The organism is Pseudomonas sp. ERMR1:02 (assembly GCF_002277815.1).
Lineage (GTDB): Bacteria > Pseudomonadota > Gammaproteobacteria > Pseudomonadales > Pseudomonadaceae > Aquipseudomonas.
In genome coordinates, this window is record NZ_NKJI01000002.1 from 410,568 (window position 1) to 436,526 (window position 25,959).

The window sequence follows — 25,959 nt, forward strand, 5'->3', positions numbered from 1 at the left end:
CAAGTGAGCTGGAAGCTCATGACTCTAGCAACTGCCCGTTAACGCAGTCCTTTCATTCCAACAAGAAGGCTAGACATGAAACGTATTCCCTTGGTGTGGCAAATAATTGCCGGGCTGTTGCTTGGCGTGCTCGTCGGTTGGTATTTCAATACTCATCCGCAGTATCAAATGTGGGTTAGTGCAGAAATCCTTAAACCGCTTGGCGATATCTTCATAAAGATGATGAAGATGGTCGTTGTACCAATCGTGTTCTGTTGCATGATCCTCGGCATCGCCGGCGGCGGCGATAACAAGTCGTTTGGCCGTATGGGCATAAAATCGCTAGGGTATTTTTTTGCGATTACCGGCCTGGCCATCGTGATTGGGTTGTGTTTCGCAAACATTTTCGAGCCTGGTACAGGCACTGATATTTCCGGCATTACCCATAGCGCTGCGTCCATCACGATGGAACCTTCCAAGGGCGCGCTGGTAATTGTGCAGAACATCGTGCCTGACAATGTCTTTGTGGCGATGTCGGAAGCGAAGCTGCTTTCGGTTCTGTTCTTCGCCGTGTTGTTTGGCATGGCCTTGAACTCGCTACCTAGAGAGAAAAGCGCGCCAGTGGTCGCGCTGGTTCAGAGTATTTCCGATGCGATGTTCAAAGTCGTCTCAATTGTTATGGCGTACGCACCGGTAGGTGTCTTTGGCATGATCGGCGCTACCGTTGCGACCTTTGGCTTTGCCTCGCTATTGCCCTTGCTCAAACTGATTGGTGGGTTTACCTGGCACTGATTGTCTTCGCATTGCTGGTGCTCGGGGGGATTTGCTATTTGATCGGCGAGAACATCTTCAAACTGATTAGGTACTTTCGGAATGAGCTGATTCTCGCGTTCTCCAGTGCCGCGTCGGCAGCGGTAATGCCGCAGCTAATGAGCAAGCTGGAGTCCTATGGCGTTCCGCGTCGGATCGTCAGTTTTGTGGTGCCGGTGGGGTATGCGTTCAATCTGGATGGTGCGTCGATTTTCCTCGGCGTGGCTACGATTTTTGTCGCACAACTTTATGGTATCGACCTGTCGCTTTCTCAGCAGATTCTGCTGGTGGTCACGATGGTGCTGACCTCCAAAGGTGCTGCCGGGGTACCTGGATTTGCCATCATTATTCTGTCTGCGACGTTGGCTTCTGCCGGTCTTCCATTAGAAGGGGTGGCGCTTATCGCGGGGATCTTCAGGATTATCGATAGCGGAACCACCACGCTGAACGTGCTGGGTAATGCCATCGCACCTTTGGTAATCGCCAAATGGGAGAGGGCGGCACTCGAGCCTTCCCGAGTCAATCCGATAGCGCAAAAGTCTAGTAATTCACGAGTTGTGGTTTGACAGGAAACGCTTACGAGTCAGTTCATCAGGTGAGCGAGAGTTACTAGGCGCCCTGTCTAATATTTGAGGTTTCAGCATGATTGATAACAGTCGTAACACCGACCTTTTTTCGCCCGTGCAGATGGGTGCCTTGCAACTGGCCAACCGTATTGTCATGGCTCCCGTGACACGCAGCCGAATGACGGAAGACGGCGTGCCCAATGAGCTGCACGCCACTTACTACGCCCAGCGTGCCGGCGCAGGGCTAATCATCGCCGAGGCCACGAACATTTCCGCTCAAGGGCGCGGTTATGCGATGACGCCGGGGATCTGGACGGAAGAACAGGTGGCAGGCTGGAAAAAAGTCACCGACGCGGTGCACGCGGCAGGCGGAAAAATAGTCAGCCAGCTATGGCACGTGGGCCGTTTTTCAAGCGTCGAGTTACAGCCAAACGGCGAGGCGCCGGTGGGTCCCTCGGCAATCAAGGCCGAAGGCACCACTTACACCAACAATGGCATGGTCGAAGTGTCCATGCCCCGGGCGCTTGAGACTTCAGAGATACCGGGGATCATCGAGCAGTACAGGCATGCGGCGCAGAATGCCAAGCGAGCCGGTTTTGATGGTGTGGAAGTCCATTCTGCCAACAGCTATCTGCTCGACCAGTTCCTGCGTGATTCCACTAACCAGCGCACTGACCTGTACGGCGGCACCATCGAGAACCGGGCACGGTTGACGCTCGACGTCACCGAAGCTGTGGTTGCGATCTGGGGCAGTGATCGGGTCGGTATCCGCCTTTCACCGGTGACGCCTGACGCAGGCAATACACCACCTGACAGCAACGTCATGGCGACCTACGGCTACCTCATTCAGCAACTGAACAGATTCAACCTGGCCTATCTGCACTTCGTCGAAGGCGCAACCGCCACTTCTCGCACCGTTCCTGAAGGAGTGGATCTGGACGCGCTAAGTGCCCAGTTTGAAGGGCCGTTCATTGGTAACAACAACTATGACCTGGATATGGCGCTGGAACGCCGGGCGCAAGACCGGATTGACGCGGTAGCGTTTGGTCGCTTGTTCATCGCCAATCCAGACCTTGTAGAGCGCCTGCGTCGTGGTGCCGAACTGATCACCGCGCCACGTGAGAGTTACTACGGCGGAGGCGCCAAGGGCTACACCGATTGGCCAGCCGCCAACTTCAACTAATCGTCAACGGTCCAATCCTCTCGCCTACTCGCCAGGAACAATCATGATCAATCCAACTTACGTCCAGGAATACAACGCAATCGTCCACGTGCTTAGCCAGTACAATGAAGGTGGCGCCAAGGCTGAAAGCTCCTTGATGAAACCCGCGTTCAACGAGCAGGCCACAATGTTTGGGGTCGACGGTGACAAGCTCGTCGGCGGCGCGATCCAGAATCTCTACGACGTCATCGACAACTCTTTCCGTCCATCCCCAGAAGCCCAAGCCGCAATCGTTCGCATCGACATCGTGGGCACTGCCGCCAGTGCTCGGGTCGACACCGACAACGTTTCGGGATTTCGCTTCACCGATTTCTTCAACCTGCTGAAGGTGGAAGGCAAGTGGACGATCGTCAGCAAGATTTACCACACCCATCCGAGCGTTTGAGTACTCGAGCGCCTCCCATTATCCGGATTTGAATCGGTAGCTACCGGGCGCAGAGGGCAGTTTTGCCATCGTTGCCCTTTGCGCCTGCGATCGGCGACGCCATCGTGTAAAAAGCCTGGCTTCGTCTTGAAGAGTAACCTCGGTTTTGGAGGCCTGTTAGCCAGAAACCCGGTTAGAGTGTTCATCAATATCTTTTCATAAGGGCCTCCACTCGATTCGCGTTGTCCCGCCAGCAGTTCCAGCGAACAAACCGGGCAAAAAACCGTATATCAATCGTATTTGAAGAAGGAATCGACCGCTGTTTATATCTCTAGATGGGCCCAAAGGAGCCGGCAAAACCACACTGTTGGAGGCCGTTACGAAAGTGCTGAGGGCAGACAACAAAAAGGTGATCCGACTTTGCGAGAAAAAAAGTGATCCCTGTAGGGGCGAAACAATGGCCCTCGTTAACAAGCTCGTCAGAAATCCCACCCGGGATTTGGAGTTGGAAGTCTGTGAGCGCTTAGCTGATAGCCGTAAATGGATTTCCCAGCAAAGGCTGACTAAACAGCCACCAGGCAGCATCATCTTGATCGATCGCTGGTATCCGTCTGATGCCGCGTTTCGCCGGCTAGTACCGTTTGCAGAGATTCTACAGTTGAACATTGATCGAAAGGTGCGAGTACCAGACCTGCATGTCGGGGTTGTCACCGCCCCTGAAATTTCATGGGCGAGGGCAGCGACACGACGGCGTGGGCTGAGCAGTACCGTGATCCATACGCTGGAAGAACATGTGGCTTGTACTCAGGCATTCGAGCGAGCGATTGCAGATCACGGCTGGGTTTTATGCCGTAATGAGGGAACGATCGAAGATGCAACGATGCAGGTGATTTCAGAGATTTATAGAGTCCTTCGATGCCTGTAGGGTCCATTTCCTCGGCGGTGGCGAAGGGTACGCGGGCCAGAACTTCCTGAGTGGCCGGGTTGACTACGTCGCGCCACTGAGTGGTGCACGATTCAACGAATTCGCCGTTGATGAGGAGCTTGACGGTTGGAATGCTGGATGAGGTCATTTTCGGGTCCTGCCTACTTTTTTTGAGTCGAGTGAGACCCCTCGGCCTGATTGGCCGAGCGGTCGCGTTTGAATTCAGAAGGGCCGGCGTACCGGCCCGGGTTCAGCCCTTGAGGTGCGGGAAGTCTTCTTCGAAGTATTCCTGCGGGCCTCGTGCGTCGCCCTGGCGACGCTGCACTTCCATTTGCCGCAATTCCACCCGGCGAATCTTGCCGGAGATGGTCTTGGGCAGTTCGCTGACGAATTCGATACGTCGCACCCGCTTGTAGGGCGCCAGGTGCTCGCGGGCGAAGGCGAGGATGTTGGCGGCGAGTTCGTAGCTGCCCGGTGCGTCATGGGCCAGGATCAGATAGGCCTTGGGCACTGCCAGGCGCACCGGGTCAGGGCTCGGCACCACGGCCACTTCCATCAATCCGAATGGGTGCCTGAAGAAGGCTATCGCTCGGAATACGAGGCCCGAGTTGATATCAACCGATACGTGGCGCGCTACAACAACGTAAGGCGCCACAGCTACAACGGTTACCACTCGCCGGTAGCAGCAGAAAAGATGGCAGCGTGAGAACCGAAAATAATGTCCAAAACTACTGGACCAGTTCACGATAGGAACAGATTGCTTGGCTGTCCAAGTTCTACCTGAGGTGAAGTCTTCCCAATACAGCTCTTTCTCTGCCACGGTATCTCCTGAATTTTGCAGCGCTAAGCTCGCGGACTTATTACAGCCAGTTAACGCTGCTCTATGATAGGAGTTCGATAGCAATCGCGGTCGCCTCACCACCACCAATGCACACAGAAGCGATGCCACGCTTCAGCTTGTTCTGCCTTAAGGCATTTACTAACGTAACAACAACACGTGCGCCTGACGCGCCGATCGGGTGCCCCAAAGCGCATGCCCCACCGTGAATATTTAATTGCTCATGTCCGACGTTCAAGTCTCGGATAACAACCATGGGCACCACGGCAAAGGCCTCATTGATCTCAAAGAGGTCAACATCTTTTATTGACCAGTTGGTTCGCTCGAGCAAGCGTTTAATCGCACCGACCGGAGCGGTGGCAAAGAGGCCGGGAGCGTGCGCGTAGGATGCATGACCTGCGACCCGGGCCAGCGGCGTGAGGCCTCTACGCTCAGCTTCAGACGACCGCATCAACACAAGTGCAGCCGAGCCGTCCGAAATAGAACTGGAGTTCGCTGCAGTCACCGTCCCGCCTTCGCGAAAAGCAGGTTTCAACGATGAAATTTTGTCGATCCGAGCCTTCCCTGGTTGTTCATCGCTCTCAATCAAAACCGTCTCTCGGCCAGACGGAGCCAGCACAGGGACAATCTCGTCTTGGAAACGCCCTTCTGTGATTGCCCTCTGAGCTCGCGTCAACGAGCTGATCGCGAACTCATCCTGCTGGCTTCGAGTGAAGCCATAACTTTGAGCACAGTCTTCAGCATATGTGCCCATGAGTCGGCCTTTCTCGTAGGCATCTTCTAATCCATCAAGAAACATATGATCGATAATTTTGCTGTGCCCCATGCGATAGCCTGATCGCGCTCGCTCCAACAGATAGGGAGCCTTTGACATGCTTTCCATACCTCCGGCAACCACCACATCCGCGCTCCCGGCATGGAGAAGGTCATGGCCAAACATCAGCGCTTTCATACCGGAGCCGCACATCTTGTTGATTGTTGAGCACACTACTTGCTCCGGAAGATTAGCCATGAGGGCTGCCTGGCGAGCCGGAGCCTGGCCTTGCCCGGCTTGTAGCACGCATCCCATGATGACCTCGTCAATGTCACCGGGCTGAAGGCTGGCTCGTTCCAGGGCAGCACGAATAGCTACCGCACCTAGCTGCGCAGCGGTGACCTCCTTGAAATTTCCAAGAAAGCCACCTAGGGGGGTTCGGGCAGCACTGACGATTACAATAGGGTCGGTATGGCTCATAACTGAATCCTCTGTTTCTTGTTTGGGGGCTAGTGACCGGTCACAGACGTTAACTCGATCTATTTCGCGGCCATTCTCAAAGCACCATCCAAACGGATCACCTCACCATTGAGCATGGAGTTTTCGATGATGTGCGCTGCCAGCGCCGCGTATTCAGAAGGTCGTCCCAGGCGGGGAGGGAACGGCACATTGGCTGCCAATGATGCCTGTACGTCCTGAGGCATACCCGCCATCATCGGGGTTTCAAATATTCCGGGTGCGATGCACATCACACGGATGCCTGAACGCGCCAGGTCGCGTGCCAAAGGCAGTGTCATGGCAGCGACGCCACCTTTGGATGCGGCGTAAGCGGCTTGGCCTGTCTGACCGTCATACGCTGCGACGGACGCCGTATTCACGACTATGCCGCGCTCTCCCTCGACATTGGGTTCTCCTCCCGCCATAGCCTCGGCGGCAAGACGAACCATGTTGAAGCTTCCGATCAAATTGATCTCCACGGTTCGACGAAAACTCTCAAGCCCATGGGGGCCATTACGACCTAAAACCCGTTCGGCTGGTGCAACACCCGCGCAGTTGATCACACCATGCAACGCACCAAAGGTGCTAACTGCAGCGGCGATTGCCGTTCGGCAATCAATTTCACTGGTGATATCGGCTCTAACGAAGATTGCACGTTCTCCTAGCTCGTCAGCGCGAGCTGCACCAGCGGCTTCGTTCACGTCAACCAGCACCACGTTTGCACCCCGGCCCACCAATTCACGCGCCGATGCCAGTCCGAGTCCAGAACCTGCGCCAGTGATCAGAAAGACTGAGTTTTCGATGCGCATGATGTTTCCTCAAAAATGGGCAGTACCGCACTAGCGGTTACTTGACAGATAAAAGGCCCAAAGGCCGGATCGGTTCACTTCAGGTGTCAGCCACGCCGAAGATTGTTGAACCGATAGTGTCGGCGGTCAGTGATCCCGACAATGCTCAAACGCCTCAGCGTGTTTGAATGCTTTGGACAATCGAGGCCAGGCATCAAGAAGAGGAGGGGGCACATGCGCTTGACATGCGATACAGGGAAGCTGGAACGTAGACAGTGAATTCAGGCTCGTCAGGTAGCTCGAAGCAGAATTGCCGAAGAGACTGAAGATCAGCATCAAGTCAGAAATCATCTGCGCAGAGGAATAAGCGTGCTCATCCAGGACAAGGGAACGACTTCAATTGGATTGGTGCTTGAAGCTCTCGATGGCGCATCGCGACGCCATCTGGACACATCCATCGCATTGCAGCAAGCGCGTATAGACCCGGAACTCCTCACTTCTCCCCAAGCCAGGGTTTCGGCTGCTGCATTCTCTCGCCTGTGGGTCGCTCTTTCAGATCAGCTTGACGATGAGTTTTTCGGAATCGATAGCCATCCAATGCGACGAGGCAGCTTCCAATTGATGTGCCAGTCTTCAATTGACTGCGAGTCGTTAGAGCAAGCGTTGCGACGGATTCTGAAATTTCTACGCCTCGTATTGGACGATATTCACGGTGAGCTGAGGCTTGAAGATGACTCCGCCGTCATTGTTATCCATGACAACGGAATTGAGCGCCGCCTCTTCAGTTACGGAACATGGCTGATTTTGGTTCATGGACTGCTCTGCTGGCTGGGGAACAGGCGCATTCCGATAAAGGAACTTTGCTTTAAACCGAATCGACCACTGGACGATAGCGACTATCGGATGCGCTTCTGTGAAGAAATCCAGTTTAGTGCTCCAGTTACGATGATTCGTTTTGACCGCACTTTTCTGAGCCTAAAGGTCGCGCAAAACAAAGCCAGCCTATCGGTATTTTTGAAAGAGTCGCCTGCCAGTCTGCTGGTGAAATATCGTAACGAGGACAGCATTAGCGCCCAGATCCGGATGAAATTGAGAGGCCTGAATCCGGAGGAATGGCCAGAGCTGGATAAGGTAGCAAACACGCTCCGCATGTCCTATTCGACGCTCCAGCGAAGGCTACAATCCGAGGGGGTTAGCTATCAGCGTTTGAAAGACAATCTGCGCCGTGACATGGCGATCAATCTGCTGTGCCAGCCGAACATGACAGTAACCGAAGTGGCTGCTCTCACGGGCTTCCAGGAAAGCAGTGCATTTCATCGTGCCTTCAAGAAATGGACTGGAGTGAGCCCTGGTGCTTATCGCCGCTCCAATGCTGACGAACCGGGCGAAATCTAAAAGCCTTTCTTTCGGAACAAGGAACTACTTCCCCGCCAGATTACGTACTGAGATCTGCAACGCGTTTCACGCGCCACATGCCGATGGACATCTACTCCCCAAAATCATCCTGTTCGTTTGTGGCCAGCTATGGGTGTCCAAATCGGTCAAGCAGAACGATGTCGTCGGGCATAGGCCGCAGCAAAGGCAACTCCTACGATGCGACGCAGGTAACCCTGGCGTCGCATATCAAGCAAACCACCGAGCCTTCAACCGGTGCGTCCTCAACCTCGATATGACTCCAAAGACCAGGTGCCTGACGACGCAGATACAAGTGCACTTCACAAAAAAAACAAGATCGAAGGAGACGCGATATGCAGCCGGTAAACGTTTATACACTCGCGGTTGAGTCGAAGTTCAACCGCTTCCATGGGCTCATTCTATTTTGGTGTGTCCTCATTCTGATAATCGATGGCTATGACCTCGCTGTAGTCGGTGCAGCCCTTCCGGCGATTATGAAGGACATGAACATTGATCCAACCAGCGCCGGCATCATGGCTGGTTCTGCGCTCTTCGGAACGATGCTCGGAGCGATATTTCTTGGAACGCTAGCTGACCGTATTGGGCGTCCCAAGATGATCGCAATCTGTGTGGCCTTGTTCAGTATTTTCACTGCTGGGGCTGGTCTCACCAGTGACCCGATCAGCTTCAGCATTTCTCGCTTCATCGCGGGCCTTGGCATCGGAGGAGTACTGCCAATTTGCACCGCTCAGATGGGTGAGTTTTCTCCACTGAAACTCCGTACTCGCCTGGTGACCCTCGTTTTCGCGGGATACTCCGTGGGCGGTATTTTGGTTGCACTAACTGGCAAGCAACTCATTGAGAGTCATGGATGGCAGTGGGTGTTTTATGTGGCGCTGCTGCCAGCGCTTCTAATTCCTATTATCCTGAAGACCATGCCTGAATCCATGGGCTACCTGCTTAAAACCGGACGTCAGGATGAGCTGCGGGCAATTGCTCATAAGCTAGACCCTACTCTCAATATTGACGAAAACACGGTGATGACCGGGAACGCCACCGTATTGGATAAACAGGAAGCGCCAGTTCGTAATTTGTTCAAGAATGGTCGAGGTTTTAGCACCGTCATGATCTGGGCTGCGTTCATGACCGGCCTGTTCATGGTCTACGCCCTTAACTCCTGGCTAACCAAGCTTATGGCGATGGCGGGATTCAGTCTTGGCTCTGCGTTGAACTTTGTGATTGTTTTCAATGTGGGGGCCATCGCCGGTGCAATTGGCGGAGGATGGTTGAGCGACAAGCTAAACATCAAACATGTACTGGTCTGCTTTTATATCGTAGGAGCAATTGCTCTAACAATTTTGGGCTATACACGATCAACAACTTTGCTCTTTCCAGTGGTGTTCATTGTCGGGGCATCGACTCTTGGTACCCAGCTGTTGGCATATGCGTACGCTGGGGATTTCTACCCGTCATCGATTCGTTCAACCGGCGTGGGTTTCGCGTCTGGTGTGGGAAGAATTGGCGCTATCGTCGCACCTGTTCTCATCGGCTGGTTGGTGTCATTAAACCTTCCGCTTGAGAAAAACTTCATGGCCATCAGCCTTGCTGGCCTTATTGGCGCTGTCGCAGTCACCATGATTAATCAGTCCCGCGCAGACTCGATTCAAGTCAGAAAGGCCTCAGCCCTGTCTAGTTAATACCATGATGCATCCGCCTGCAGCTGAATCCGTGGACTCGAAGGCATGAAAATGAATCGCTTATCCAAACCGCCAATATCGTCTGAACTTCTTAGCCAAACGGTTGATTGGGCGATAGCTTCACGACGCAGCATTCGGGCTTTTTTGCCCACTCCTGTACCACGCGAAGAAATTGAATCGATACTTGATATCGCTCGATTCTGCGCAACGGGAGTGAACATGCAGCCTTGGCGCGTCCATGTTGTTACTGGAGAAGCAAAGGCTCAGCTTTCATGTGCCATTGCGGAAATTGACAACAATCCGTCGCTTAGCAACAACCTTGAAGACGCATACGAATATTACCCACGCGAATGGACTTCACCCTACGTGGATCGGAGAAGGAAAGTAGGCTGGGAACTCTATGGACTGCTGGGAATTACAAAGGGAGACAAGCAGCGGATGCATGCGCAACACGGTCGCAATTACCATTTCTTTGATGCACCGGTCGGCTTGATCTTCACTATTGATCGAGTGCTAAAGGAAGGGAGTCTCCTTGACTACGGAATGTTTCTGCAGGCCGTGATGGTGGCAGCGCGAGGGAGGAAGTTGCACACCTGCCCACAAGCAGCCTTTTTGAAATATCACCACGTGATTTCGCAAGCCCTTGCAATCCCCGCTGATCAAATGCTGGTTTGCGGAATGAGTCTTGGATACGCCGACGAGACCAGTATTGAGAACACCTTGGTTACTGATCGGGAACCGGTTAGCGCATTTTCTACTTTTCATCACAATAATAAGGAGACAACACCATGAAGCCTGGTACTTATGGGAATGGGCTTGATCACTGCAAGGCAAACTATTTGCCGCTGACTCCACTTGGTTTTCTAGATCGCGCAGCACTTGTGCACCCGGATCGTATAGCTGTAGTTCATGGAGAACTTCGCAGAACCTGGAGTGAGACTCGCGAACGGTGCTATCGACTAGCCTCAGCACTTTCCGAAAAAGGCATGGGTGCGGGAGACACCATTTCAATTCTGTCTCCCAATACCCCTGCCATGCTCGAAGCGCATTTTGGAATTCCCCTCTGTGGCGCGGTACTGAATACAGTTAACTACCGCCTGGATGCTGAAGGCGTGGCATTCATACTTCGTCATGGGGAATGCAAGCTCCTCTTGGTGGACCGAGAGTTTGCAGCACTGGCTGATGCCGCGCTGGAGCTCCTCGAGCACCGTCCGTTGGTCATCGACATCAATGACCACCTGGCGCCCATTTGCAAAAGCATTGGAGACATCGATTATGAAACCTTCATTGGCAGCGGTAGTCCAGATTTCGAAGGAGTGTGGCCTAGCGATGAGTGGCAGCCGATAGCGCTAAACTACACCTCAGGTACAACCGGCGATCCAAAGGGTGTTGTCGCTAGCCATCGCGGCACTTACCTCATGAGTATGCTGCAGATGACTAACTGGCCGCTTTCTCGGGCTCCTCGTTACCTGTGGACACTTCCTATGTTCCACGCTAACGGATGGTGTTTTACCTGGGCTATCACTGCGGCGGCCGGCACGCACGTGTGCCTGCGAAAAGTTTCCGCAGAGACGGTGTTTGAGTCGATAGATAACTATGGTGTCGACCACTTCTGTGCGGCGCCTATTGTTATGGCCATGATTGCGAACGCCGCAGACCGTCCTCGGCTTAAAACTCCGGTTAGAGTGCTGACTGCTGGTTCCCCACCTCCGGCCACCGTACTCAACGCCGTAGTCTCACGAGGCTTCGACGTTGACCACGTTTATGGAATTACTGAAGTTTCCGGCACCCCGATTAGCTGCGTATGGCAAGACGGTTGGGACGATTTAACACCGAGTGAGCAAGGCGCTTTCCGTGTACGCCAAGGGGCTCGAGCAGCAGCCTTCGAAGGCTTGATGGTCGCGGACTCCGAAACCATGCAGCCAGTACCAAAAGACGGCCAGACAACTGGTGAGCTACTGCTCAAGGGCAACACCGTGATGATGGGTTATCTGAAGAATGAAAGCGCAACCAGAAAAGCCTTTGAAGGGGGCTGGTTCCATACTGGTGACGTAGCCGTTGTGCACCCCAACGGTTACGTACAAATTACCGACCGTTGTAAGGACGTCATTATTTCCGGAGGCGAGAATATATCGTCCGTAGAGATCGAAGAAACCATCCACGGTCATCCAGCTATTTTACATGTCGCTGTTGTCGCTCAGCCTGATGACAAATGGGGGGAGGTGCCATGCGCGTTCGTCGAATTGAAAGCTGGTATTGAGCCTCCTACCGAGGCAGAAATAATTGTGTTCTGCCAGGCTCGTCTTGCTCGGTTCAAATGTCCTCGCAGAGTGGTTTTTACGGAGTTGCCGAAAACCGCAACTGGGAAAATCCAGAAGTTTTTACTTCGAGAGCAAGCAGGCAGTCGCGATGCAATTGTCCGTTTAGCTTCAAATTGCTAGGGCGTGTTCAGCTCACCCTAGAGATAGCTGAATTGTTTGGTATGGATGAACATATAGAACTTAATTTGCACCCATAATCCTGTAAAAACCACCGATTGCATCGCCGATATACATTTGGTTCACAGATATAACTTGCGCGGTGCTACTCATTAGGCAGTGACTAATTATGCATGCTGCAAAAAACACGTAGTGCCTGCAGTGTCGAGCAGTAATAAAAGGTACTTTTGGTTCTGGTGAATGTCCCATGCGCAATTTTCAAATACGGATTTTGTAAATGGCGCAAGGGAAAGTTTGCCTGGATGTAAATCCCCCCAAATTATTCGGAGCCAGAAAGCTGGCTTGCACCTGCAGATGAGATGAGATGAGATGAAGGGCATTCCCATCGCGCTTATTAAATTGTTTCATTTGTGTTGGCGACTTTGCGTGGGGTGCGTGTGTGTTGCGTTAGTTGGAAGATCTTCTTGTTGCTTCTATTAGTTACAATAATAAAAATCGGAGCGTTATAAGTGAGCCTAAAGAAAATATCTGCAACTTTAGTGATTGGCAGCTTTGCCATAAGTGGGCAGGCGTTTGCTGACTTCCTAAGTGATAGCAAAGCTACCTTGGGAATGAGGAACTTCTACTTCAATAACGACAACCGTGATGGCACAGCTGCCCCCTCGAAAACCGAAGAGTGGGCGCAGGGTTTCATGTTGGACTTCAAGTCGGGATACACCGATGGTACCGTTGGTTTTGGTGTTGATACCTTGGGGTTGCTGGGCATTACCCTGGACACTGGCAAGGGACGACACGTCGGGAGCTCTATGATTCCCTCGGACAGTGACAACCGCGCCGTCGACGAATGGAGCCGGCTGGGGCTGACCGGAAAAGTCAAAATGTCGAAGACCGAACTACGCTACGGCACCTTGATTCCGAAACTTCCGATTCTGGTCGCCAACGATGGACGGGTGCTTCCACAAACCTTCGAGGGCGGCCAAATCACCTCGAGCGAGTTCAAGGATCTGACCCTGACGGGTGGGCGAATTGAACATGCAACAGGTCGCGGTTCAACTGATCAAACGGGGCTGGCCGCTATGGGCGGTACGCGTGAAAGCAACCAGTTCGACTTCGCCGGCGGCGACTGGAAAGTCACCAAGGATCTGACGGCTCAGTACTACTATGCCCATCTCGAGAACTACTATAACCAGCAGTTTTTTGGACTGATTCACACGCTTGCGTTCTCGGACAACCAATCCCTGAAAACCGACCTGCGCTACTTCAAAACTGACTCGTCAGGTGCAAACAGCTCCGGTACATCGGGTTACAGAATCAGTGGCTACACCAAAAACGGTGATGGCGTGATCGACAACCGTATCTGGAGTGCTGCATTGATTTACAGCCTTGGCGCTCATGCGATAACTGCGGGCTACCAGAGCGTTTCGGACGGTAGCAGCTTTACCCAGCTCAACCAAGGTAGCTTGGTAGATAAAGGCGCTGGAGGCAGCAGCTTGTACCTGTATACAGACCGTCTGATCCAGAGCTTCACCCGTGCAGGGGAGCGTACGTCATTCGGTCAGTACGCCTATGACTTTGCCGCCCTAGGTGTCCCTGGCCTGAAAGCCTCGGTCATGTACCTCTCCGGGGACAATATCAAGACGAGATCCGGCGACAATCAGAAAGAATGGGAAAGGGATATTTTTCTGGATTACGTCCTTCAGTCGGGAGCGCTCAAAGGTGTTGGCTTCGGCTGGCGTAACGGTAAATCCAATAGCGAAGCCGCCCGTGATCAAGACCAGAACCGGGTGTTTGTAAGCTACAGCATTCCGCTTCTCTAAGGGTGCAGCATAAACGTATCGCGCTCATTTCGAGAGTTCCAAGCTGGTCTACGCGTGAAGGGCTATCTCGGTGTGCCTGCGGGGCAGCGACACTCAATGCTCACGGGCATGTGAGTGGATCGTCAGGGCACTAGGTACCTTGGTGCGTTCGACCCCCCCACTTTCCAGCCACCGGAGGGTCTTCTCATAGGCACGCTGCAGCAAAGACTCGGTCTGGGCGAAGTTGAACACCGATACATCCACAGGGCAAAAGGGCGGGACGATGTGCAGGCTGGTGAGAGTGCGGAGGTGTAAGATATCGCTCACCAGTTGGCGCATGCTCATCAGATTGACGGTGTGCAGGGCTCCAAGTCGTTACCCCACTAGCGTCAAATCAGCTGTAGCCGGTGACTCAACATCAGTTCGTGCAGCTGAAATACGGACGAAACATTCCAGCCATATGATTCGCGTCACTGAAATCTAGGGGGTGGAGATGAATCGGCCATCAAGAAGCATGCGCAAACTGCTCGACTCCGTCGCTGCCAACAATGAGCACGCGGCGTTGGATGTTATGCGTGCAACTGAACAGCTCACGGACGAGGTGTTGCGGCAACGGTTGCTCAACCTGGTTCACCGGCTCAATCAGGACGCCGATGACCTGCGATTGGCGCGCGACGACATCCAAGGCGGTGCCATCAAATTCGCGTGACTGACCGCCAGCGACTTGGCGGACAGGTTGAACTAATCGTGTGTCTGGCATCGGTACGCATGGCAGCTCCGTCAACGTCGAGTCCTGGCTGGTCAAGTGATCTTGGTTTGAGTACAAAAGGGCCCGGGATAGACTGTGTGAAAACACACTAGCGGTGGCTCCAACAAACGCCCCGACATGTTCGGGGCGTTTGTTTTTGTGCTGGAAAAAAGCCTTTCAGCCAATTAATACCATCAACTGGCGGGCTCCGAGCACGCTAATCGCTCGCTTAACCGAGTTAGCATATGAGGAAACTGTCGGCCACATATCACAGATATCAAGAGTAGCTCTTTGCTGCGCCTTGATTGGTTCGATTCCGCGAGTTCACATAGAACTGTAGGTAGTGCAAAAACGGAAGGGTAGGCTTGGAGTGCGGGAATACAGCACACTTTGGGCCATAAGTGGTCGGTGACGGGCTAGTGGCAAATCGAAAGCAAGCGGGCGCGCTATCACCGAATTAACTAAATCTTATAGCGACGCCCTAACCACCAATGGACAATCAACTGGCCGGGCTCCCGATACGTCGAGGGTCTCGATCAGGTGCCGGGCAGCCTTGCGACCGATCTCGTAGTACGGCAGTTGCACCGTGGTCAGCGGCGGGATGAACAGTTCAGCAATACCGATCATGTTGTCGTAGCCGAGCACGGCGACATCGTCGGGAATTTTCAGGCCACGGCCCAACAACAGCTGATAGGCACAAAAGGCAATGCGGTCGTTGCCACAGATCAGAATATCAAATTGGGGACGACCATCAATGACGTGCCGGTCGAGGATGGCTGCTGTTTCACCATAGGCATCATGATCGGAAAGGTCGTATTGCAGGAGCGCGTCAGGCGCCAGTCCGAATGCCTGACAGGCGCGCTGCATGCCTTTTTGTCGCAGACCCCAGGCCAGACTCTGTTTTGGTAGATTGATACACAGAGGGCGCTTATAGCCGAGGTTCAACGCGTGGTGTACGGCCCGATACTGCCCCATTTCGTCGTCTGGCACATAACTGACCAGTCGACTGTCATCCGCCAGGCAATTGGCGAGTACCAGTGGTTTGCTCTTTAATCGCTCGGGAATGCACACCTGGCGCAACCCCATGGCGCTGAAGATCAACCCGTCGGGACGGTGCGATAGCATCAGGTCGATATTCTGGTCGGTGGGCGGGTTGCTTAACAGGTTGAGGATAAATACATTCCAGCCTGCTTGCTGCGCGGTCTGTTCGATGGACAGCAACAGCTCGACGGCGAACGGTGTGGTCGCGGTGTCCAGCGCGAACACACCGATGGTTCGCGACTGGAGGTTGTCGCCGCGCATCTTGCGCGCCGACAGGCTCGGTACGAATTGCAGTTCATCAATGGCACGACGCACCCGCAGAAGGGTTTCGGGGCTCAGTTTTTCCGGAGTGTTGAGCGCTCGAGAAACCGTCATCAGGGACACGCCGGCCAGCTGTGCAACGTCTTTCACTGAAGTCATGCGAAGTGGGGCCGGTCAGGTTGACGCAGAATCATGACACATGGCCCGGACTTCTCGCGACCCGAATGACGCCGCTCATAGCCATCCCGATTCGAGAGGCCATGCTTTGGGAATCGAGACACGCCCGCCACTCCCGCTTGCCAGAAGCTTCACGCCCAGACTATCGGGCCGCGGATAGAGGCGGCTGCTGAGGCTGAAGCGCCCGTTTTCGTCGAACACCTCGATGGACGAGCGATCGAGAAACACGCGCAGTTCCAGTCGCTGTTGTGTCGGGTCTATCGACACGCTGCGCTGACCTGTGACTTGCGCACCAGAGCGGCTGCGGTCAAGCACTAGACGCTGCAACGCCGCATCGTAGTAGAGCAGGGTTTGTTCATGACCATCGTCGCTGCAGCGCAACGCGATTCCCAGATGGCCGTCGGTGCAGCCGAGTAAATCCAAGTGCACATGGATTTCGAGCATATCGCCGTTCACTTGCGGCACCCACCGGGTTCCCGACTCCTCCCACCACGGCGTGCTCGGCAATGGCGCCTTGCGCAGAGCGGTAAGCTCCCGTGCCGGATACACGCAAAGGCGATCGGCGCACAGTTCAAGTTCGCGTGGCAATCCGAGCATGCCGCTCCAGTGATGGGCCTGGCTCGGCATCGGGCTTTCCCACATGTCGAGCCACCCCCACACAAGGCGCCGACCATCGGCGGCCAATAGCGTCTGCGCTGCATAGAAATCGTGGCCGTTATCCAACTCGATAAAAGGCCCGCCAGTGAAGTTCCACTCGTTGTCGAGTCGGCCCACTCGGTAACCAGTCTGGTACTTGTTAAGTCGTTCGTAACCTTTGGGTTGCATGCCTTGGGGGGAGTACAGCAGCACATCGCATCCGTTCAGTCGAAACAGATCCGGGCACTCCCACATATAGCCATCACCCTCCCTGCCGCCGGACACATAGTTAAGGAACTCCCAGACGTGCAGATCCGTGGAACGGTACAGCGGGAGCAGCGGCATATCGCCCAGACGTGCGCCGGCAATCAGGTACCAGCCGTCATCCTCCTGCCATACCTTGGGGTCACGAAAGTGCATGATCGTGTCTTGCGGCGCGGTCTCGATGACTGCGCCATGCTTGACGAACCGGATGCCGTCGATGCTGGTGGCCAGGCACTGGACTTGTCGGATCAAGCGTTCGTCACCCACTTCCCCCAGCCAGGTGTGTCCGGTGTAGATCAGTGCCAAGGTATCTCCACACACCACTGCGCTACCGGAAAAACATCCGTCACGGTCGAAGTCATCGCCGGGTGCCAGCGCAATGGGCAGGTGCTGCCAATGAACCAGATCGGCACTCTTGGCGTGGCCCCAATACATCGGGCCCCATTTCGCGTCGAAGGGGTAATGCTGATAGAAAACGTGATATTCGCCACGAAAGTACACTACCCCGTTAGGGTCGTTCATCCAGCCTGCCGGCGGGGAAATATGATAACCGGGTCGATAATCCTGGATGACGCGAGACAGGCTGTCACCCAGCGCGCGCTGCGCAAGGTCAAGGGAAGAAGACATTGGATCGCTCATGGTATTCAAAGATAAGGTCATAGGGCGCGTGCTCGGACTGAGCGTAAAGAGACGTCATCCGGCAGGGTTTCAATGGCTTGTGGGTGGCGCCTCAAGGCCGCACCGTCGGCGTCGAACAGGTGCAGGTTGTCGATGTCCAGCTGCAGTTCGACCCGATCGCCTGCCTGCCATCCGGCGTTGACTTCACAACGACAGATCAGTGGTTCGTCCTGACCTGTTTCGAGGTGCACATACGTTTCGCTGCCTAGGTATTCGACCTCGGTCACGACGATGCCTACGGCTCCCTCAGCCGCTTTGAGCGTAATGTGCTCCGGGCGAATCCCCATGCTCAGCAGCGTGCCTGCCGCCAGGTTCGAGCTGTCGAAGGGCAGGGAGGTCATACCCAAAACGGGAGTATCGACCAGGCTGGTTTCGCCCGGGGCATGCAGGCGCGCCGTCAGAAAGTTCATTCTGGGCGAACCGAGAAAGCCGGCGACAAAGCGGCTCGCTGGGCGCTCATAGAGTTCGCGCGGTGAGCCGACCTGCTCTACGCGACCGCCATTGAGCACAACAATTTTGTCGGCCAGGGTCATCGCTTCCACTTGATCGTGAGTGACGTAGATCATCGTCGAGCCCAGTCGATCATGCAGCCGGGCGATTTCGTTGCGCATCTGCACCCGCAAGGATGCATCCAGATTGGAGAGCGGCTCATCGAACAACAAAATGTCCGGCTCCCGTGCCATGGCTCTGCCCATGGCTACACGCTGACGCTGTCCTCCAGACAGTTCCTTTGGTTTGCGTTGCAGCAATTTGTCCAATTGAAGGATTTGCGCTGTTTTCAGCACGCGCTCACGCAGGCTGCTCTTTTCAGTCTTGGCCAGTTTGAGACCAAAGCTGATGTTGTCGTAGACGCTCATGTGCGGGTACAGCGCATAAGACTGAAACACCATGCCGACGCCACGCTCGCGCGGCTCCAGGTCGTTGACCCGTCGCCCGTCGATCAGCAGATCGCCGCCGCAGATCGAATCCAGTCCGGCGATCAGTCGCAGCAGGGTCGACTTTCCGCAGCCTGAAGGGCCAACAAACACCACGAATTCACCCGCAGCGATCTGCAGGCTAACGTCGCGAAGAATCCGCACGCCGCCCAATTGTTTGTTCACATTGTCTAGCTTCAATTTGATCACGATACTGTTCCTTGTACTTTTTGGGCATCAACCCTTTAACGCGCCGGCAGTGAGACCGGAAACGATTCGGCGCTGGAAGATCAGCACCAGAATCACCAGTGGGACGGTGACCAGCACCGATGCGGCCATCAACAACCCCCAAGGCAGCTCATGGGGGCTACCGCCGGAAATCAAGGCGATGGCGACCGGCACCGTGCGTTGCGTGTCTGTGAGGGTGAAGGTCAAGGCAAACAGGAACTCGTTCCACGCTGCGATAAAGGCCAACAGGCCAGTGGTGACCAGTGCGGGCCATAGCAGTGGCAACAGCACCCGGGTAAGCGTGACCCAGGGTGAAGCGCCATCCATGATTGCCGCTTCTTCCAGTTCATGTGGCAGTTGCCCCATAAACGTGGTCAGCACCCAGACGGTGAAGGGCAGGGTGAAAATCGTGTAACTCAGGATTAACGCCCAAGACGTGTTGTACAGACCCAGGGCGCGGATCACCTCGAACAGCCCCGACAGCACAGCGACCTGGGGAAACATCGACACGCCTAGAATCATCATCAATACCGTGCCACGCCCACGGAATTTCACCCTTCCCAAGGCATAGGCGGCGGTCACACTGAGGAACAGCGCCAGCGTTACCACGCAAAGCGCAACCACCAACGAGTTACCGATAGCCCGCAGGAATGAGGCTTGGTGGAGTACCGCCGCGTAATTGGAGAAGTCGGGGCTTTCGATCCAGTAGCTCACCTCGAATAAGGCACTGGATGGCTTCAGCGAAGTCACGATGGCGTAGTAGAAAGGGAAGACCGCATACAGCAGCAAAACCCCGATCAGACACCAGAACCCGAGGCGCAACAGCGCTTTTTTGAGTAGGCGCGGGCTCATGACCGAACCTCCATTTGACGGCGTCCTATGTAGAGATAAAGCATGGCGATTACCGCAACGACCAGAAACAGCAGAGTCGAGGCCGCGCTGCCATAGCCAACATCCTGGAACTCCACCAGGTGTTGGCGGGCATAAACCGACATGCTCATGGTGCTCGAAGAATTCGAGGTCAGCACATAGATCACGTCGAATACCCGCAGGGAATCGAGGATGCGGAAGATCGCCGCCACCAACAATGCAGGCATCAACAGTGGAAGCGTGACGCGCCAGAACACTTTCAGCGGATGAATGCCATCGACCCTGGCGGCTTCGTAACAATCGCTCGGCAACATCTGCAAGGCAGCCAGCATCAGTAGCGTGACAAAAGGTACGGTCTTCCAGACGTCGACGATGATGACCGCCCACATCGACAGATCCGCATCTGCCGTCCAGGCCAGGGGGGCATCAATCAGGCCGACGCTCAGCATCATGTGATTGATGATGCCGAACTGGTCGTTGAGCATCCATGACCAGATCTTCGCCGAGACAATCGTAGGAATCGCCCAAGGAATCAGAATCAGCGCACGCACCAAGGGGCGGCCGGTGAACTTGATGTTCAACAGCAACGCCACCAGTAGCCCCAGGACGACTTCCAGTCCCACCGACACCACGGTGAAATGCAACGTGTTGCGCACAGCGTTCCACCATTGAGGATCGACCAGAACACCCGACCAGTTGGAACCGTTGTGGAACAGATAATTGCTCAACCCTACGAAGGATCCACCACGAGTGTCCGCCAGGTTGGCGTCGGTCAGGCTGAACCAGAATGTCCGCAGTAGCGGCCAGGCGGCCACCAGGGCCAGACATAGCAACATCGGAGTGAGAAACAGCCAGGCGGCGCGTACTCGACGACGCTGTACAGGCGTTTCCCTGGTGAGCAGGAGCTCGTCACAGGGGGCATGGGTAGTAGAGACAGACATGGTGATTTCCTTCCTTGTGGCTTACCAGTTCCGGCGTTTGATGCGCGTGAGTTCGCTTTCCAGTTCGGCCAGCGCTTGATCGACAGGCAACTCGCCTGCCAGCACGCCATGCACTCGATCGAAGAACGCATTGGAGACCCGTGGATAGCGATCGGCGGTTATTGAGGCGGGGCGCATGACCCCATCGTTGAGAATGCTATGGAGCTGACTGTAATAAGGCATTGCCGCGAGCAGTTCGGGATCCTGATACAGCGACTCGATCACCGGGTTATAGGCGGCAGCCAGAGCACGATGTTTTTGCTGTTGGGCACTGGTCAGGTAGCTCACCAGTTCTGCGGCAAGTTTTGGATGGGCGCTGTAACGCGATACCGCCAGACCCCAGCCACCGAGGGTGGATGCATGGGTGCCGGACATGCTGCCTCGGGCAGGGGAGCGACACCGACCTTATCTTTTACGGCACTGTCCTGGCTTTGTACCAGGGCCCAGACATAAGGCCAGTTACGCATGAACAGCGCATTTCCCGACTGGAATACGCCACGTCCTTCTTCCTCGGTGTAATTGAGTACGCCACGCGGGGAGATGTCACCCACCCAGCTTTTCGCCATGGTCAAAGCAGCTCTTGAGGCCTGACTGTTGACCACGATATCTCCTCGTGGGTTGACCAGTCCGCCTTCCGGTTGGCTGCTGATCCACTCCAGCGCATTACACGTCAGCCCCTCGTAAGCGCGCCCCTGAAAGATGTAACCCCATGCATTGGGGTTCCCGGCAGTGCGCTCTGCCTGTTGAACATCCCTGGCGGTAGCGGTCATTTCCTCCCAGGTCTGGGGAACCTGCTTGTCGTACTTAGCGAGCAAGTCCTTGCGGTAATACAGCAGGCCTGAGTCGGTGAACCACGGCATCGTCACCAGCCGTCCGTTCACCGTGGCGTTATCGACCTGTGCCTGGAAGTAGCCTTGGGTAGCGTTAGCGGGCAGCACCTCGCGCAGATCCATCAGATGTTTGGCCAGCATCCCCGGCCACACCATATCGATTTGAATGATGTCGATGTCAGTGGACTGAGCACTGAGGATCTGCTGGTAGAACGACAACCTCTCGGTCGCCGAGTTAGGCGTGGAAACCACCTCAACGTTGTTGCCCGTCTGTTTCGACCATGCCTCAACAGCCTCCTTGCACAGTTGTAACTCCGCACCCACCGCACCGCACGAGATCGTCAAATCCGCTGCGCTCGAGACGGATGGAACTCCGGCGCAGAGGGTGATTAGTGCTGCTGGCAGGAGAGATTTCAGATGTTTCATTGAGTACCCTTTATTTTTGTTTTAAGAAAAGTTAACGTTAACATCGCCAAATGTAGCAGCGTATTTGCGATGAGGCATCCTTTTTTTCGTCGTTTGCGACAATTCGCACCTCACGTAAAAAGGGCCGGTCGCGGGAACTAAACAATAAAAACAAAACAGGGAATCCACATGCAGAAAGGATCAAGGTGGCTACTTGCAGGTGTGCTCGGCACATCGGCGGCGACCTCTCAGGCCGCGACTCTGGAAGAACGCATGGCCGCGTTTGAAGCCCGTGCCAGCGCAGCGGAAAAGCGTGCAGCCGCAGCCGAACAGCAGACCCAGGCACTTGCCAGGGAATTGCAGCAGATCAAACTCGCCACTCCCGCCTTGCAGCCAGCGGCGTCCACTGCGACAGCCACTGCGACAGCCATTGCGGCGCCATCGGTGGACACCCGGCTGGCAAAACTCGAAGCCCGCCAGGAAAGCATGGAAAAACAGGCCAGCACTTCAAACCTCGCTGATGGGTTCAGCTTCAATGGCTATGCCCGCTCTGGATTGCTGATCGACGAGGGGCTTGGTGGTGGTCGTGGCGGCCCTTATACAACTCCGGCCGGCTCGGTTGGTGGTGCAGTCGGGCGACTCGGTAACGAAGACGACACCTACATGCGTATAGACCTGTCGAAAGAAATCTATGCGCAAAACGGCACCCGTTCCAAATTCACGGTCTCCATCGCCGACGGTGTGGAAAGTTCCAATGACTGGACGGCCGACGAAAGCAAACTGAACGTGCGCCAGGTATTCACAGCGCTCGACCATGTCGCTGCATTCAAGGGCAATTCAGTGTTCGAGAACGCCACCCTGTGGGCAGGTAAGCGATTCGATAGAGATAATTTCGATATCCACTGGCTGGACTCGGACGTCGTCTACCTGGCCGGCACCGGCGGTGGAATCTACGATATGCAGATGAACAAGAATTGGCGCTCGAATTACTCCTTGATTGGGCGTAGCTACGGGGATTTCAGTCAAGGAGGTATCAATGCCGATGTGGCAAGCTACATCCTGACCTCCAACCAGTTCTTCGACGATGGTCAGTGGCAGTGGATGTTCAATGGCATCGGCGCAAAGAAAAACGATTTCGGTACCCGCACCAATAAAGCGGGTTTGACGCCTGCGGATTCCGGCTTGCACACCATGCTGGCCAATCACCAGAAAAATTTTTTCGGCAGAGAAGGCTTCTTCAAAACGGCGCTGCTCTATGGGCAAGGTCTGGGGGCAGAGGTCAAGAACGTCGGCTCGGATGGTGAACTGATTGAGGATGCCCGCGCTCTGCGTCTGGCACTTTACGGTGAAACATCCCTTGCGCCTGACTGGCGCATCGGGCCCAGCTTGCTGGCCGAACAGAGCAAGGATAGATACGTCAAGGGTGACGACTACCGCTGGCTGACCCTGAACGTGCGTTTGGCCAATAAAATCAACAGCAATTTCGAGATGGCCTACGAAATGAGCTGGCAAACCATGAACCTCGACCCGAAGGGCTATCTACAACGTAATGCGGTCGACGGTAACTTCTGGAAATTCACGATCGCCCCGACATTCAAACCTGACGTTGGAGACCTGCTCACTCGTCCCGAACTGCGAGTGTTCGCAAGCTTCATGAACTGGTCTTCGGATCTGGACAGATTCAGTACCACAGACTCCTTTGGCATGACGGACTTCAACGCCGGAGGTGTATGGCAATACGGAATACAAATGGAAACCTGGTTTTAATGTTTGAACGCGTCGGCCAACACGCCTTCAGCTCATCGATTCCTGCTTTTCACCAAGCGTATTGAGTAATTGATTACCGGTCAAAGCTGATCAACCAGCGGTTATCCCTACGACAAAAAATTGAGGAAATGACGATGGTATTGCCTCGCGCAGTAGTATTTGGCGAAGCCCTGACCGACCTTGTCCAAGGCACTCCTGGACAGTGGAAGGGCTACCCAGGTGGTGCTCCCTGGAACGTTGCACGAGCGCTAAGTCGCTTGGGTGTTAGCAGCGCTTTTGCTGGGGCTGTGAGCATAGATTCACTGGGTGACGAGATAGTTTCGCAGTCGGAAGCGGCAGCATTAGATATGAGGTTTATCCAACGGGTAGACCGAGATCCTTTGGTCGCCATCGTTCCATCGAGCCGTCCTCCAAGATACTTTTTTGCTGGAGATGCCGATCTGTTTTTTGATCCAGATCTGATGCCAGAAGGATGGATCAACCAAGCAGAGCTGTGTCATTTCAGCTGCATCAGTTTGGCTCGACAGCCACTCGCAGACAGGCTGGTTAAAATTGCTCAGCAGGCCAAAGAAGCCGGTAAACGGATTAGCTATGATCCGAACTGGCGCAATTTAATGGATAGCCATTATCGGGAGCAGACCTTCCCTACGATGACCACCCTTGCTGACATGATTAAGCTTTCCGACGAAGACCTTCGGCAAATTTATCCAGGGCTGACAGAACGCCAGGCAATGGATGAGCTTCGCGCTCTTAATTCTCAAGCGCAGATCCTTTTTACCCGAGGGAACACGGGATGATTCTCCACACCCCGGACAGCCAACTCGATCAGCCGGCTATTGCCGTGAAGGTGGAAGACACGGTTGGAGCCGGAGACGCTTGTATGGCTGGTTGGCTGGCTGCGGAGTTGCTGGGGATCGCAGACTTGAGAGAACGCCTGCGATTTTCAGCAGCTTGTGCATCCATATCGTGCCGCCATGCCGGAGCCCATGCTCCAGCGCTAGCTGATGTGGAAGGTTTACTGAAGCTGCTAATACATACCTGACTGTGGTTGCCGGCGCTGCAAGCTGGAAGCCAAATTCAAGATAAATAAACTGCGCCGGCTGCTCGACGAAGTGGCACCAGACTCCGACCGGAGGTACATCGATACGCCTCCGCAATGAATTTCTATGCGTTCAATGCACTGATCGCGGCGGATGCGGTTTTGATTCTATTCGATTGCGATACCTTGGCTCGCCATGCTCTTAACCAGGTGCGGACACAAGTGGCAGATCTCAAGACCGACCAGAACGAGTCGCTAGTCGACGAAGGGATTGTCATCAATCACTATTCGAGCGCCACTGGCTTCCACCAGAAACTGGTCGAGGAGCTTATCGCGGAAGGGCTGCCGGTACTTCGTCTCTTTGCGCACAGACAGCAATCGACCCATACCGGCCTGTAGCCGTCAGATGTTCACCCAGCGAACAGCTAAGGGAGATTTGGGGTAATCATGACGTAGCATGGCTACATGCTAATCAGCTTCCGATTTTATCGGGAATGGCAGTCGGGCCACTGAAGGAGATAATGTTTGGCTACCACATCACCTGCTCACACTCTGCGTGCACTGTCCGATCTTGATTACTATGACAGTAGGTCGGTTCCGCTCCCTGTTGAAATAACCACTCTTGACGCTTGGAACATCATGACGGCCGAACCGGGACTGTTCATGCGGCTAGCTTTCCGAACGAGGGACGCGATTTCCTCGTTATTTGGAGTGAAGCGGATCGGCGGGTTCTCCGGCGCTAGGCGAGAGACAGTACACGCTGGCGAACAGCTGGATTTCTTTCTGGTGGAGCATAGTGCCCCCGACATACTGGTTCTGACCGAACGTGACCGGCATCTGGATGTCATGATTTGCCTTTCGATAACAGATCGAGTGTTCACGATCACATCATCTGTCGTAACGCATAACGTCTTTGGGCGCATCTACATGTTGCCGGTAGGTCTAGCCCATAAGTTGATCGTCAATAGTGATCTCGGGCGACTGAAACGAAAGCTTGAAGGGAAGTAGATTTTGGTTGTTTCAGCTTTATCCCAGCGACCGCCCCTGGCCG

19 protein-coding genes and 5 pseudogenes are annotated in these 25,959 nt (G+C 54.6%); 14 read left to right on the forward strand and 10 right to left on the reverse strand.

Features of this window, described 5'->3' with window-relative positions:
• Window positions 1-75: 75 nt before the first annotated feature.
• From CES87_RS05470 to CES87_RS05485, 4 genes and pseudogenes are all read left to right on the forward strand, one after another.
• Window positions 76-1,355, forward strand: a pseudogene (locus CES87_RS05470) (cation:dicarboxylate symporter family transporter).
• A gap of 76 nt (window positions 1,356-1,431) precedes the next feature.
• Window positions 1,432-2,538 (forward strand): alkene reductase, encoded by a 1,107-nt coding sequence (locus CES87_RS05475; RefSeq protein ID WP_128605281.1) that lies wholly within the window; start codon window positions 1,432-1,434, stop codon window positions 2,536-2,538.
• Window positions 2,539-2,581: 43 nt separating this feature from the next.
• Window positions 2,582-2,962, forward strand: a complete 381-nt coding sequence (locus CES87_RS05480) for a nuclear transport factor 2 family protein (protein WP_128605282.1) — start codon at window positions 2,582-2,584, stop codon at window positions 2,960-2,962.
• Window positions 2,963-3,260: 298 nt separating this feature from the next.
• A complete protein-coding gene (locus CES87_RS05485) occupies window positions 3,261-3,866 on the forward strand; it encodes a dTMP kinase (RefSeq protein ID WP_128605386.1) in 606 nt (201 codons plus the stop codon).
• Window positions 3,867-4,116: 250 nt separating this feature from the next.
• Here the strand turns inward: CES87_RS05485 and CES87_RS05490 are convergent.
• From CES87_RS05490 to CES87_RS05505, 3 genes and pseudogenes are all read right to left on the reverse strand, one after another.
• Window positions 4,117-4,428 (reverse strand): annotated as a pseudogene (locus tag CES87_RS05490) (AMP-dependent synthetase); the annotation flags it as partial.
• Between the two features lie 319 nt (window positions 4,429-4,747).
• Window positions 4,748-5,938 carry an acetyl-CoA C-acyltransferase gene (locus CES87_RS05500; protein WP_128605283.1) on the reverse strand — a complete coding sequence of 397 codons (1,191 nt, stop codon included), beginning with the start codon at window positions 5,936-5,938 and terminating at the stop codon, window positions 4,748-4,750.
• A 59-nt stretch (window positions 5,939-5,997) separates the two neighbouring features.
• Window positions 5,998-6,765 (reverse strand): 3-hydroxyacyl-CoA dehydrogenase, encoded by a 768-nt coding sequence (locus CES87_RS05505; RefSeq protein WP_128605284.1) that lies wholly within the window; start codon window positions 6,763-6,765, stop codon window positions 5,998-6,000.
• A gap of 348 nt (window positions 6,766-7,113) precedes the next feature.
• Between CES87_RS05505 and CES87_RS05510 the strand changes: the two genes are divergently transcribed.
• The 5 genes from CES87_RS05510 to CES87_RS05530 all read left to right on the forward strand — a co-directional run bounded on the left by CES87_RS05510 (window position 7,114) and on the right by CES87_RS05530 (window position 14,091).
• A complete protein-coding gene (locus tag CES87_RS05510; RefSeq protein ID WP_218196240.1) occupies window positions 7,114-8,139 on the forward strand; it encodes an AraC family transcriptional regulator in 1,026 nt (341 codons plus the stop codon).
• Window positions 8,140-8,492: 353 nt separating this feature from the next.
• Window positions 8,493-9,836, forward strand: a complete 1,344-nt coding sequence (locus CES87_RS05515; protein WP_128605286.1) for an MFS transporter — start codon at window positions 8,493-8,495, stop codon at window positions 9,834-9,836.
• A 45-nt stretch (window positions 9,837-9,881) separates the two neighbouring features.
• The gene (locus CES87_RS05520) at window positions 9,882-10,628 is read left to right on the forward strand and encodes a nitroreductase (RefSeq protein WP_178081379.1); all 747 of its coding nucleotides are present in this window, start codon (window positions 9,882-9,884) and stop codon (window positions 10,626-10,628) included.
• Window positions 10,625-12,277, forward strand: coding sequence for an AMP-binding protein (locus CES87_RS05525; protein WP_128605287.1), 1,653 nt, complete (start codon window positions 10,625-10,627; stop codon window positions 12,275-12,277). The genes CES87_RS05520 and CES87_RS05525 overlap by 4 nt, the downstream gene beginning before the upstream one ends.
• 506 nt (window positions 12,278-12,783) lie before the next feature.
• Window positions 12,784-14,091 carry an OprD family porin gene (locus tag CES87_RS05530; RefSeq protein ID WP_128605288.1) on the forward strand — a complete coding sequence of 436 codons (1,308 nt, stop codon included), beginning with the start codon at window positions 12,784-12,786 and terminating at the stop codon, window positions 14,089-14,091.
• 93 nt (window positions 14,092-14,184) lie between these two features.
• Here the strand turns inward: CES87_RS05530 and CES87_RS34125 are convergent.
• Window positions 14,185-14,436: pseudogene (locus CES87_RS34125) on the reverse strand (patatin-like phospholipase family protein); the annotation flags it as partial.
• Window positions 14,437-14,563: 127 nt separating this feature from the next.
• Between CES87_RS34125 and CES87_RS05540 the strand changes: the two are divergent.
• Complete coding sequence (locus tag CES87_RS05540; protein WP_128605289.1) at window positions 14,564-14,779, forward strand: hypothetical protein; 216 nt, start codon at window positions 14,564-14,566, stop codon at window positions 14,777-14,779.
• 507 nt (window positions 14,780-15,286) lie between these two features.
• Here CES87_RS05540 and CES87_RS05545 read toward each other — a convergent pair.
• The 6 genes and pseudogenes from CES87_RS05545 to CES87_RS05570 all read right to left on the reverse strand — a co-directional run bounded on the left by CES87_RS05545 (window position 15,287) and on the right by CES87_RS05570 (window position 22,123).
• A complete protein-coding gene (locus CES87_RS05545; RefSeq protein WP_128605290.1) occupies window positions 15,287-16,279 on the reverse strand; it encodes a LacI family DNA-binding transcriptional regulator in 993 nt (330 codons plus the stop codon).
• 75 nt (window positions 16,280-16,354) lie between these two features.
• Window positions 16,355-17,857 (reverse strand): sucrose-6-phosphate hydrolase, encoded by a 1,503-nt coding sequence (locus tag CES87_RS05550; protein ID WP_178081380.1) that lies wholly within the window; start codon window positions 17,855-17,857, stop codon window positions 16,355-16,357.
• A complete protein-coding gene (locus CES87_RS05555; RefSeq protein WP_128605292.1) occupies window positions 17,854-18,999 on the reverse strand; it encodes an ABC transporter ATP-binding protein in 1,146 nt (381 codons plus the stop codon). Before CES87_RS05555 ends, CES87_RS05550 begins: the two co-directional genes overlap by 4 nt.
• A 27-nt stretch (window positions 19,000-19,026) precedes the next feature.
• Window positions 19,027-19,869: a carbohydrate ABC transporter permease gene (locus CES87_RS05560; RefSeq protein ID WP_128605293.1), complete on the reverse strand. Its 843-nt coding sequence runs from the start codon at window positions 19,867-19,869 to the stop codon at window positions 19,027-19,029.
• On the reverse strand, window positions 19,866-20,828 hold the full coding sequence (locus tag CES87_RS05565; RefSeq protein WP_128605294.1) for a carbohydrate ABC transporter permease: 963 nt from the start codon (window positions 20,826-20,828) through the stop codon (window positions 19,866-19,868). The genes CES87_RS05560 and CES87_RS05565 overlap by 4 nt, the downstream gene beginning before the upstream one ends.
• A gap of 21 nt (window positions 20,829-20,849) precedes the next feature.
• A pseudogene (locus CES87_RS05570) lies at window positions 20,850-22,123 on the reverse strand (ABC transporter substrate-binding protein).
• A gap of 168 nt (window positions 22,124-22,291) precedes the next feature.
• Between CES87_RS05570 and CES87_RS05575 the strand changes: the two are divergent.
• The 4 genes and pseudogenes from CES87_RS05575 to CES87_RS05590 all read left to right on the forward strand — a co-directional run bounded on the left by CES87_RS05575 (window position 22,292) and on the right by CES87_RS05590 (window position 25,916).
• Window positions 22,292-23,869 carry a carbohydrate porin gene (locus CES87_RS05575; RefSeq protein WP_128605295.1) on the forward strand — a complete coding sequence of 526 codons (1,578 nt, stop codon included), beginning with the start codon at window positions 22,292-22,294 and terminating at the stop codon, window positions 23,867-23,869.
• Window positions 23,870-24,003: 134 nt separating this feature from the next.
• A pseudogene (locus CES87_RS05580) lies at window positions 24,004-24,911 on the forward strand (carbohydrate kinase).
• A gap of 114 nt (window positions 24,912-25,025) precedes the next feature.
• Window positions 25,026-25,307 (forward strand): ParA family protein, encoded by a 282-nt coding sequence (locus CES87_RS05585; protein ID WP_128605296.1) that lies wholly within the window; start codon window positions 25,026-25,028, stop codon window positions 25,305-25,307.
• Window positions 25,308-25,433: 126 nt separating this feature from the next.
• Window positions 25,434-25,916 carry a DUF2867 domain-containing protein gene (locus CES87_RS05590; protein WP_128605297.1) on the forward strand — a complete coding sequence of 161 codons (483 nt, stop codon included), beginning with the start codon at window positions 25,434-25,436 and terminating at the stop codon, window positions 25,914-25,916.
• The last annotated feature ends 43 nt before the right edge of the window (window positions 25,917-25,959 follow it).

What these genes read in the sequence shown, in the direction of transcription:
- CES87_RS05475 (WP_128605281.1), top strand. Translation starts at nt 1,432, where the DNA reads ATGATTGATAACAGTCGTAACACCGACCTTTTTTCGCCCGTGCAGATG.
- CES87_RS05480 (WP_128605282.1), top strand. Translation starts at nt 2,582, where the DNA reads ATGATCAATCCAACTTACGTCCAGGAATACAACGCAATCGTCCACGTG.
- CES87_RS05500 (WP_128605283.1), bottom strand. Translation starts at nt 5,938, where the DNA reads ATGAGCCATACCGACCCTATTGTAATCGTCAGTGCTGCCCGAACCCCC.
- CES87_RS05505 (WP_128605284.1), bottom strand. Translation starts at nt 6,765, where the DNA reads ATGCGCATCGAAAACTCAGTCTTTCTGATCACTGGCGCAGGTTCTGGA.
- CES87_RS05515 (WP_128605286.1), top strand. Translation starts at nt 8,493, where the DNA reads ATGCAGCCGGTAAACGTTTATACACTCGCGGTTGAGTCGAAGTTCAAC.
- CES87_RS05520 (WP_178081379.1), top strand. Translation starts at nt 9,882, where the DNA reads ATGAAAATGAATCGCTTATCCAAACCGCCAATATCGTCTGAACTTCTT.
- CES87_RS05525 (WP_128605287.1), top strand. Translation starts at nt 10,625, where the DNA reads ATGAAGCCTGGTACTTATGGGAATGGGCTTGATCACTGCAAGGCAAAC.
- CES87_RS05540 (WP_128605289.1), top strand. Translation starts at nt 14,564, where the DNA reads ATGAATCGGCCATCAAGAAGCATGCGCAAACTGCTCGACTCCGTCGCT.
- CES87_RS05545 (WP_128605290.1), bottom strand. Translation starts at nt 16,279, where the DNA reads ATGACTTCAGTGAAAGACGTTGCACAGCTGGCCGGCGTGTCCCTGATG.
- CES87_RS05550 (WP_178081380.1), bottom strand. Translation starts at nt 17,857, where the DNA reads ATGACCTTATCTTTGAATACCATGAGCGATCCAATGTCTTCTTCCCTT.
- CES87_RS05560 (WP_128605293.1), bottom strand. Translation starts at nt 19,869, where the DNA reads ATGAGCCCGCGCCTACTCAAAAAAGCGCTGTTGCGCCTCGGGTTCTGG.
- CES87_RS05565 (WP_128605294.1), bottom strand. Translation starts at nt 20,828, where the DNA reads ATGTCTGTCTCTACTACCCATGCCCCCTGTGACGAGCTCCTGCTCACC.
- CES87_RS05575 (WP_128605295.1), top strand. Translation starts at nt 22,292, where the DNA reads ATGCAGAAAGGATCAAGGTGGCTACTTGCAGGTGTGCTCGGCACATCG.
- CES87_RS05585 (WP_128605296.1), top strand. Translation starts at nt 25,026, where the DNA reads ATGAATTTCTATGCGTTCAATGCACTGATCGCGGCGGATGCGGTTTTG.